Below are 10,920 nucleotides of genomic sequence, written 5' to 3'. Positions count from 1 at the left end.
ACTTTCATTTACGCTCTTAAGTGTAACCTTTTCGCGTACTGAATCACCAGAAGAATCACCTGAATCTGTCGATGATTTGCCCGAGGACGGCTTCTTCTTTTCCGGAACTGGCTTTTTCTCCTCCGGAGGCAAGGCTAGATTCTTCAATAAATTACAGGCTTTTGGCCCAAATCCTACATTGCTATTCGTGGCTGCAGAAACTTTTTTCACAAAATTTCCAACCTTATCCTTATTGTTTTCCTTATTATCCAGATCGCAAAAATTATGAACGAATACCTCTACTACAGCAATCTGAGCTGCCTCTCTGAATTTATCTTTCAATGCACTCACCAGATCAGTAAATTTTTCGTGATTACCATTACTCAATTCACACAGCATCTTGATAACAATTTTGAAAATCTTGGCACAATTGTTATAAATTTTTACAGTAAATAAATCTGTATCCTTAAAATTAAATACCAAGCACGTCGATTTTATCATATCCACAAGATTATTAGTGTTTTTAACTTCTTCATAATAATTTTCAAAAATATATAAAACTAGTTCAGAAAATCCTTTGGTCAGATCTCCTGATTTAATATTTTCTGAAACTAGAATATTGAGCACATCATGGTCACAAACCATCTCATATTCTCTTGGGCTACTTCTTCCGCTTATCCTAAGCAAAGAAATCAGATTTTTGCACTCTTCTTTAGCGAAGATGGTCATGACAAAATCCTTCCAAAACATCCCATTGCATAGTTCTTTAATTTCAAATACTTTATCTATATCAATTTCTTCTGTCTTACCAGCAATTCTATTTATAATAAAGCTCTTTTCTTGATGGTCCAAGATATCCCAAAAATCACTGATATTTGTAAAAAAACTTACATATTCATTTTTTTCAGATTTTTTACACAAATCAGTAAATTTTTTGATGACATTTTTCTTAATCTCCGGAAACCAATTAAATATATAATAATTCCATTTACCAGATTCATTTTTTTGATCAAATAACTCCGCAACTTGCGCTAGCTTTTTGGTATTTTTTATTCCTGTGTTACTTGCATCTCCTTTGTAAAATAATAATATACGATTAGCTATTGATTGTTTTGCATCATCCAATGTTGAGTTATTTTTATCTACTTCAGTTGTAATCAATTTATCGAGCTGCATGGTTTCGGCATTCGCATTACTACTTACAAGATTTTCTTCCCGTAATCTATCAATTATATACTCACAGGCCAACGCCTTCGGACTAACCTTTGCAACAACTACCTTATTACTATCATCGGATTTTTTCTCTTCGATCTTTTCCTTGATTGATTTTATTCTTTTTTCCAATTTTTCCAATTTAGAATCTTCCAATTGATATCCCATTATAACCATTGTATCAATATCAAATGCAAGCAAATTAAATTCATTAACCAGGGAATCACCAACTGTAAATTTAAGATTACTCATACTACTTTTCATGTTTTTCAAATCACTCAATATATTACTAATACGCTTGCTGCTAGCATCCTTATCATCGCCAGGGCTACTTGTAGTAGAAGAAGGAGGAGGCGGTGGTGGTGGAGGTGGCGGCGGTGTAGCTTCATTTCCTTTACCTGCAGTACTATTAGAGCTACCTGAATTAGCCTGACTTTGGTCATAGGGTTCAGTGGCAGAACCATTGGATAAATCACTGCTATTAACCGTGCTATCACCGGCATCATTAACCATGGTCGACAGTTTGGTATTTTCTTCTCTAAGCCGATTAATTTCTGACTGAAGCTTATACACATCATCAGAACTATTGTCTTGATTAGACACAGTACTAGCATTTACATTTGGTGCCTCTGGACTACTGGTCTTATTCTCCGGTGTGGACGATTTTTTATTTTTTGAATATACTCTCTTAGTTTTGCTTCTATTTTTTGGCTTACTCTTTGTTTTGCTTCTATTCTTTGTTTTATTTTTTTGATTTTTTGCCATAGCTTCAGCTTCTGGACAGTCAGCCAGCATACTGAATGCAATAAATACACAAATAATCCATGCAATTTTTCCCTTTTTCATAACGCCAATCCTTTTCTTTATTAAACTAAAAAATTTACAAAAGCCAATTATTTTATTATTTTCCCTATCACTGGGCCTCTGGTTTTTTCTTCTTCTTTGCTGATGGTAGTGCTAAATTTTTTAGCAACTCACGGGATTTTTTCCCAAATCCACTGATCAAAATTTTTACCATAAAACTATTAACTATTTCCTTATTGGCAGCTTTGTGATCCAAGTTGCAAAAATTTTTGACAAACACTTCAACTATAACCCTTTGGGCCACCTCGCCAAATAATCCTTTGCATTCGTCGATGAAGCTGCCAAATTTTTCCGGATCATCATCACTCAATTCTACTAATTTTTTGATGAACTTTAAAAAAAGTCTGGCCTGGTCATCAAATATATTGACCTGAAATAACTCCACGTCAGTGAATTTAAACATTACACCTGTGGTAATTATTATGTTTTTAGCGGCATCAAAACTGGTAATTTCATCATAAAATTTATCAAAAATATACCGAGCCAACATCGCGGCATCATCGGTCCCTTTGTTCATCTTCGTCAAGATATCCAGCATGTTACAAACCTCCTTGTAGGCGTGGGATCTGTCCGATTCCCTGTCTATCACTGAAAGAAATACCTTGTATCTCTCCGCCATCAAAATTAATCCGACAAAATCGCTCCAAAACAAACCACCACAAATATCCTTCATCTTCCACATGGTATCAATATCAATTTCATTACCAGCAATGATATTCATAATCCTTTTCTTCGAGCCCAATGGATCCGTGGACTTCAATCCAGTGGGTTCAAAATCATATAACTCATGCCAAAATTCACCAACTTTGGAAAAAAATGACAAATAGGCTTCTTTTTTCTCATCGTCAGCTTTTGGCAAGGATTTTTCTAGTTCCCTAAATTTACGAAAAACATTTTTGTTGATAACTGGAAAGGTCTTAAACACATAGTAATTCCATTTGTTCGGTCCGGCTGCGAGCAATTCACCCAATTCGGGTAAAGATTTAACCCTTTCTTCGGAATATCCATCTCCTCTGGGACTGACACCGGTGCCAAATGCTATTATACTTCCAACCACCCGGTCTGCAAATTCCTGCGTTATGGGTTTGATCATTTTTTTTAGTATTTCAAGTTCAGGACCCTTGGCTTTATCTGTTGATTTCAATAGGCCTTTCATGGCCAGTCGATCGTAGGCATCCTGTACTATCATGGCATCTCTTACAGCCGGAAGCATTTCAGATTTTTTTGGATTCTTATCACTGATTTTTTGATTCAATAACTCTGCTCTAGCCACCAATTCGTCCCAGACCGCATCAGACTCCGATGTCTTAGCTATAAAATTTTTTTCACAATCAAACCTGAAAAAATTAAATTCGCTGACCACCGGATCGCTATCCTTCAATCCCACAACCTGATACTTCATGGCACTCAAAATTTCCAGCAGGGTTGCCATTTTAGAATCATTATGTCCTGTAATTTTATCTGAAGCCGTTGTAGGTACCGGAGGAACCGGCGGTGGCGGCAACTGAGGAGGCACAGCCTGCCTATTGGGCGCCGAATTGGTAAGGTTACCAGATGGATTGCCTTTGCCACTACCTAAAGAAGCAGTCTGGTTAATATTTTTTGCTTTTTGGTCGATGGTTTTTTCACCGGATATATTGCCATCGACACTGTTATTGCCATTCGAAGCTGAGTAGCTCTGTGGGCTATCTTCCGACGGCTTCTCTAGCAGCGATGCTATGGGTAGCAATGGATAGGAAGAAGTTCTATAGGTTTTAACCGATCTGGTTGGATTTATTTTTCCTCTCAATCTTGACTTTTTTTTCGGAAACCTTGATAATTTACGCATGTTAACTCGTGATACTCTGACCATGGCCGGATTAATTCCATGGCAATCACCTAAAAACATACCTAATGTGAACGCATAACTGATTTCAGTAAAAAATCTTCCCAAACTCATATCTGGGTAAATTAAAACAAAATTTTACAAAAAGACAAATGTAGATATACTAACAGCTATTCTGTATTATATTGATTTGGTATTACTAGAAATGTAAATCAAGCTGTTGTTTATAATTTAACTGGTCATAGGTAGATTTGATCATTGTTTTCGTGTGGTCTTGTAATATTAATGTGAGATAGTAAAAAATGTATTTTAAAGATTTAAATAGTTCTAAAACGATAGGAGCGAATTCACTTTTTGTATCGATTGGCTCGTTTAATATCATCGTGGACGCGGGTCTGGACCCGAAATGTATTGGCCTGAATGCACTTCCAAACTTCAATCAGATTGAAAAATTTTCCATCGATCTGGTGATAATAACCCATTGTCACCTGGATCATATAGGCAGTCTGCCAGTTTTACTGAGAGATCAGCCCCAGGCAAGAGCGCTGTTATCGCCATCCTCCAGGATGATACTCCCCATAATGCTGGACAATACGATCACCGTTATGAAACACCAACGGGATGAACGTGGCATTAGGGAATATCCACTGTATGGAAAGCTTGAAGTCTCTGCTTTGGAAGAATTTTTCGTTGAAATGCCGGCCGGAAAAACGAAAATTTTCAGAAAGTTAGACGATGAAATACGCGTTACATTTACGCATAATGGCCATGTCTGTGGCGCCAGTGGCGTGCTCATTGAGTATAAACACCGGAAAATATTTTTTTCAGGTGATGTTCTATTCAGGGATCAGATGACATTAGCCGGAGCACTATGGCCCAACGAAAAACTCGATGTGCTTGTACTGGAAACCACCCGCGGCAACACAGAACGGGCAAGTAACCATTCGGTTAAGCAGGAAATCAATAGCCTGATTTCGAGGATTCATGTTACCCTAGAGAAAGGTGGCTCGGTATTGATACCTTCGTTTGCATTTGGAAGAATGCAGGAAATATTGACCATATTGAACGATGCTAGGAAGAAAAAACAAATCCCTGACAAGGTTCGAATAGTCTGCTCAACCCTTGGCCTAACATTAATCGATGCCTTTGATACGATCTCCAGGAAACATGGGACAGTAAATTTCAAAAAAAGCCTACTGAAAGATCTTAAGGTTAAGCCACTGGCAAAAGTTGAATTCCTGAAACCAGGTGGAAAACCTGTTGAGCCAACGATTTTTGTGGTTAGCAGCGGCATGATGATAGAAAATACCCCATCCTACAACATCGCTTCCTGTCTACTTAATGACAGTAGGAATGCCATATGCTTTGTCGGTTACTGCGACAAGGATACGCCCGGCGGAAAACTTCTTGCCATGGCTAAAGGAGACTCCCTTCTGTTCGAAACACTAAACCTATCTGTACAAATCAATGCCCAGGTGGAATATTTCGATCTCAGTGGCCATGCGGAAAGAGACGAATTACTGCAACACGCCATCGACTTTAATCCCCGGGCGATAGTTCTAACCCATGGCGAAGATGCATCCAGGTCATGGTTTTTTGATGAACTGATCGACCGATCTCCTGGTATAAAAGTCATAGATCCGGATGTCGGCGTGGAATACAACGTATAGTAGGATGATCGATCTCCTGGCCCAGCAGAATCAGAATTCAGCCAATAAACGAAGACAGCATTTCAAAAAGTCTATATTTTTTGGCAATTCTTTCCTCGGCTTCCTTGAGAAGTTCATCAGCCTTTTCCTTATTATCGCGACTAAGAAGATTAAATCTCATTTCACCTTGCATATATTCGGCCAGAGAGATTTTTGGAGATTTTGAATCCAAACTGAAGGCAGCCTTACCCTGGCTGATCCTTCTTGGATCAAATCTATACAACGGCCAATGCCCTGAATCCACAGCTTTCTTTTGCTGATCAAGGGCTTTTGTCATATCAAACCCATGTGCAATGCAATGACAATAGGCTATCACCATCGATGGCCCATCATAGGATTCGGCCTCGATAAATGCTTTGACAGCATGGCTATCATTGGCTCCAAAAGCCACCTGGGCCACATATATGTTTCCGTAGCTGACGGCTAACATGCCCAGATCTTTTTTAAATGTAGATTTACCATTGGCAGCAAATTTTGCCACGGCCCCCATTGGTGTGGCCTTGGACTGCTGGCCTCCGGTGTTAGAATAGACCTCAGTATCAAGGACTAAAACGTTGACATTTCGGCCACTAGCCAGGACATGATCAAGACCTCCATACCCTATGTCATAGGCCCAACCATCGCCACCAACGATCCAAACCGATTTGTTAATCAGGTTGTCAGCCAAATCAAATAGTAGCTTTGATTCCAGGTCATTGCATGAAATCAATCTACGTTTCAATTCCAGGACCCTGGAACGTTGGGCTTCTAGCTCGGAGCTTTTGGTTTGCGGCGAATTAATCAATGCATCGACAAAGGAATCTCCAAAATCCAAAGATTTTTTCATCAACAAATCCCTGGCCATGGCCTGCTTTTTATCCATGGCTACCCGAATGCCAAACCCAAACTCAGCATTATCTTCAAATAGAGAATTTGCCCAGGCCGGACCACAGCCATGGCCATTGGTCGTATAGGGAGTGGTAGGCAGGTTTCCGCCATAAATTGACGAACAGCCGGTGGCATTGGCGATGACTGCATGATCTCCGAACAACTGGGTCAACAACTTTATATAAGGTGTTTCACCGCAACCAGCACAGGCTCCGGAAAATTCAAACAATGGCTGTCGAAATTGGCTGGATTTCACATCACAGATCACCAGGTCACCGTTATCATAGGGAAGGTTATCAAAGAACTCATAATTCGTTTGTTCTGCCCCGCCAAGACTTTCAACCTGGTTCATCATCAACGCCTTTTCACCGGTTGCCCTATCCTTTCCAGGACACACTTCAAAACATAGCCCGCAGCCAGTGCAATCCGCTGGTGAAACCTGGATAGTAAATCTATGGTCAACCATGTCCTTGGAACGAAAATCCGCTGATTTAAACCCAACTGGTTGGCCATCAAGTAAGTTTTTTGCATAACATTTCGGCCTAATCGCCGCATGGGGACAGACAAAAGAGCATCTATTGCATTGGATGCAAATAGCAGGATTCCACAAAGGTATTTCCTGGGCAATACAGCGTTTTTCCCATTTGGATGTGCCCACCGGCCAGGTTCCATCCACCGGAAACACACTGACCGGCAAATCATCTCCTTGCATAGCTATCATCTTGGCTATTACATCATTAACAAACGCTGGCGCCTTACTATCCCTGGCATCGGCCATGGGCTTACCATTAAATATTCCGCATACTTTTACCTCAAAAAGCTGGGCCAAAGTGGCATCGACCGCATCGAAATTCTTCTGCACGATCTGCTCGCCTTTTTTAGCGTAAGTTTTTCTGATAGATTGCTTTATTTTATCTATAGCTTCCTCCCTGGGCAGCAGTCCGGAAATGGCAAAAAAGCAGGTCTGCATTATGGTATTTATCCTTCCCCCCATGCCAAATCTACGGGCCACATTGTAGGCATCTATGGCGTAAAGCTTTATTTTTTTATTAAAAACCCGTTCCTGCACTTCCCTGGGCAGCGAAGGCCAGACGTTTTCACTATTAAATGGTGCATTCAGCAGCAATATCCCTCCGTAACGCAGGTACCTCAGGATGTCATATTTTTCGATGAATGAAAATTGATGGCAGGCCACGAAATTTGCATTACTTATCAAATAGGGTGCCTCTATTGGTCGATTACCAAAACGCAGATGAGATACAGTCATGGCCCCGGATTTTTTCGAATCATAGACGAAATAGGCCTGGACAAAACGGTCGGTCTCGGTCCCAATGATTTTGATAGTGTTCTTATTAGCACCTACCGTACCATCCGAACCAAGACCAAAAAATACCGCCTCAAACATCTCTTCGGTGGGTAATTGAAAGCCTCGGTCGTAGGGCAAAGATTTTTGGGTTACATCATCATTTATGCCGATTGAAAAATGTTTTTTCGGCAATTCCCGGTCGAGCTCATCAAAAACAGCCCTTGCCATCGCCGGTGAAAAATCCTTCGAGCCCAGGCCATAGCGACCACCGATCACAGTAGGGTTGAAAGACTTAGAAATGATACCATCGGCCTTTGCCTCGGAAATCGCAGAAACCACATCCATGTATAGTGGCTCACCAACAGACCCAGGTTCTTTTGTTCTATCCAGCACCGCGATGGCTTTCACGCTCTGTGGTAAGGCCTTGACAAAATGCTCAATGGAAAATGGCCTGAACAATCTGACCTTGAGCAGTCCCACATGGCTACCATTGGCATTCAGGAAGTCCACGACATTTTTAACCACTTCACCACCGGATCCTAGGCAAATTATCAACCTATCAGGATTGTCATCGCCATAATATTGAAAAAGTTCGTATTTTCTACCGGTTATGCTGTGGAGCTTGTCCAGATACTTATCCACTATGCCCGGCACTGCATTGTAAAATCTGTTGGAAGCTTCCTTTCCCTGGAAAAATACATCCGGATTCTGCGCCGTACCTCTTATAAACGGATTCTCCGGTGACAGAGACCTTATTCTGTGTCCGGTTATAAGATCTGTGTTTAACATTTTCTGTAAGTCACTATCGGTCAATGGACTATACATATTGATCTCATGGGAAGTCCTAAAGCCATCGAAAAAATGCATAAATGGAACACGTGATTCCAGAGTCGCCGCCTGAGCTATGCAGGCCAAATCCTGAGCTTCCTGAACCGAACCTGAGGCTAGCAGGGCAAATCCAGTCTGACGACAGGCCATCACATCGGAATGATCGCCAAAGATCGACAGGGCATGTGTAGCTAAGCTTCTTGCTGTGACATGCATACAAAACGGCATGAGCTCACCGGCAATCCTATACATGTTCGGAATCATCAGAAGCAAACCCTGGGAAGCGGTAAAGGTAGTCGATAGCACTCCACATTGCAACGCCCCATGCAATGAACCGGCAACGCCAGCCTCGGATTCGAGCTGGACCAGCTCAGGTACCTGACCAAAAATATTTTCCCTGCCAGCCATGGACCATTCATCGGAAAACTCTGCCATCGGTGATGACGGTGTTATCGGATAGATTGCAATCAACTCACTTAATCTATAGGCCACACTGGCCACGGCTTCATTGGCATCCGAAATAGCGAAATCTTTATTTGTCATGCTAGGTGCTTTATTATTTAAATATTTCTGACGTCAATTGTCTTTATACTAGTGCTTGCAATATTCCAATAAATATGATACCCTTATTTTAGAGTGATCTGTTGAAAAGAAGAATGTCTGAATCTAATCTAAAAATGCTTGCATTTGCTTGTAAACATAATTTAGAGTAATGACTCCAATAATAATCCACAGTGTATTTAAATAAATAAAATATGGCAGAAGAACCAACACAAGAGTTTAGTAAATTAAGACGTATATTTTTTCCATTACATACCTATGAATTGAAGAAGGCTCTACCGATGAGCTTGATCTTTTTCTGTATCCTCTTCAACTATACCTGCCTACGGAACATCAAAGATAGTTTGATAGTAACAGGGCCCGGATCCGATGCCGAGGTTATTCCATTTATAAAAGGATTCTGTGTGGTGCCATCGGCCATAATATTCATGCTATTGTATGCGAAAGCCAGTAATATTCTGAGCAATGAAAAATTGTTTTATTTTTCACTAACACCCTTTATAGTTTTTTTTGGTGCATTTGCCTATCTGATATATCCAAATTTGGACATACTTCATCCATCTATGGAAACTGTAACTGCTTGGCGTAAAGCAGCTCCGAAATGCCTTCATTGGCCCATCGCCATAGTTGGTAACTGGTCCTATGTGCTGTTTTTTATACTGGCAGAATTGTGGGGTGGAGTGCTTTTATCTCTTTCATTTTGGCAGTTTGCGAACCAAATAACCAAGACATCCGAAGCCAAAAGAATGTATTCGTTCTTCGGATTGATGGCCCAGATGGCCGTGTTGGCTTCAGGCATCGTCGGTGAGCATTTTTCCAACATAAAGGATAAGGTAAAACCTGGCGTAGATCCTTGGCAAATTTCATTGAATTGGCTAATGGGGATAGTCGTTGTGCTCGGTATACTGGCCATGATAACTTTCCGCTGGATATATACCAATGTCTTGACCGACAAGCGGTTCTACGATAAACCAGAATTACCTGGTAACTCCGGTGGAAAGAAAAAGAAAAGCATACCTCTGTCTCAGAGTTTTAAGATAATATTCACATCTCCTTATATCGGATTGATTGCCGCTTTGGTTGTGTGCTATGGCATCAGCATAAATCTCGTGGAGGCCCTATGGAAAAAACAGGTTGGTATGCAATATAAGGATCCCAACGCTTTTAATTCCTTCATGAGCAAGTACGTATTCTGGACTGGAATCGCATCAATGATTATTATAGTCTTTGCGGGCAACATATTGAGAGTTTGTAAATGGTTTACCGCAGCCATAATAACTCCGCTGTTGTTTGTGATGATAGGCTCATTGTTTTTCACTTTCGTGCTGTTCAAAGATGTGGCAAGCCTTGGAACTGTTCTTAGTTCCATTGGATTAACACCTTTATCGGCATCGGTTTTTCTAGGAGCCGCAGTTGTTTTGATAGCCAAATCTACCAAATATGCGCTGTTCGACCCGACGAAGGAAATGTCCTACATACCGTTGGACGAAGAAATGAAGGTCAAAGGTAAAGCTGTGGTGGAAGTGGTCGGTGGCAGAATGGGTAAAGGCGGTGGCGCCTGGATCAATTCCGCGCTACTATCGATAATACCCCAGGCGAGCTTCTTTACCATAATCCCCTATACGTTTTCTATATTTGTGGTCATATGCATTGTCTGGTTCGTGGTAGTTAAACTGTTGAGCAAAAGGATAGAAGCTATAACCACACAGCAAGCTTAACGCCGAAGGAATTGGGTAAAAGATAAAAAAACAGGGGAACAGAAAAACAAA

Annotated in this window: 5 protein-coding genes; 2 read left to right on the top strand and 3 right to left on the bottom strand. The window is 40.8% G+C overall.

Annotation, left to right across the window (positions count from 1 at the left end; translation table 11 throughout):
• Both LBB20_03410 and LBB20_03405 read right to left on the bottom strand, forming a co-directional pair.
• Positions 1 to 2,037, bottom strand: a 2,037-nt coding sequence (locus LBB20_03410; GenBank protein ID MDR2735850.1) for a hypothetical protein, incomplete at its 3' end; no start/stop codon positions are given.
• Between the two features lie 67 nt (positions 2,038 to 2,104).
• A complete protein-coding gene (locus LBB20_03405; GenBank protein MDR2735849.1) occupies positions 2,105 to 3,994 on the bottom strand; it encodes a hypothetical protein in 1,890 nt (629 codons plus the stop codon).
• Between the two features lie 188 nt (positions 3,995 to 4,182).
• Here LBB20_03405 and LBB20_03400 point away from each other — a divergent pair, with 188 nt between their 5' ends.
• Positions 4,183 to 5,550, top strand: coding sequence for an MBL fold metallo-hydrolase (locus tag LBB20_03400; protein MDR2735848.1), 1,368 nt, complete (start codon positions 4,183 to 4,185; stop codon positions 5,548 to 5,550).
• A 37-nt stretch (positions 5,551 to 5,587) separates the two neighbouring features.
• Here the strand turns inward: LBB20_03400 and nifJ are convergent, their stop codons facing one another.
• Positions 5,588 to 9,133 (bottom strand): pyruvate:ferredoxin (flavodoxin) oxidoreductase, encoded by a 3,546-nt coding sequence (nifJ, locus tag LBB20_03395; protein MDR2735847.1) that lies wholly within the window; start codon positions 9,131 to 9,133, stop codon positions 5,588 to 5,590.
• A 212-nt stretch (positions 9,134 to 9,345) separates the two neighbouring features.
• Between nifJ and LBB20_03390 the strand changes: the two genes are divergently transcribed.
• Positions 9,346 to 10,869: an NTP/NDP exchange transporter gene (locus LBB20_03390; protein MDR2735846.1), complete on the top strand. Its 1,524-nt coding sequence runs from the start codon at positions 9,346 to 9,348 to the stop codon at positions 10,867 to 10,869.
• Positions 10,870 to 10,920: the final 51 nt, after the last annotated feature.

The sequence above is a fragment of the Puniceicoccales bacterium genome (genome assembly GCA_031283585.1).
Lineage (GTDB): Bacteria > Verrucomicrobiota > Verrucomicrobiia > Opitutales > LL51 > JAIRTH01.
This window is presented reverse-complemented; position numbering and strand designations above follow the sequence as displayed.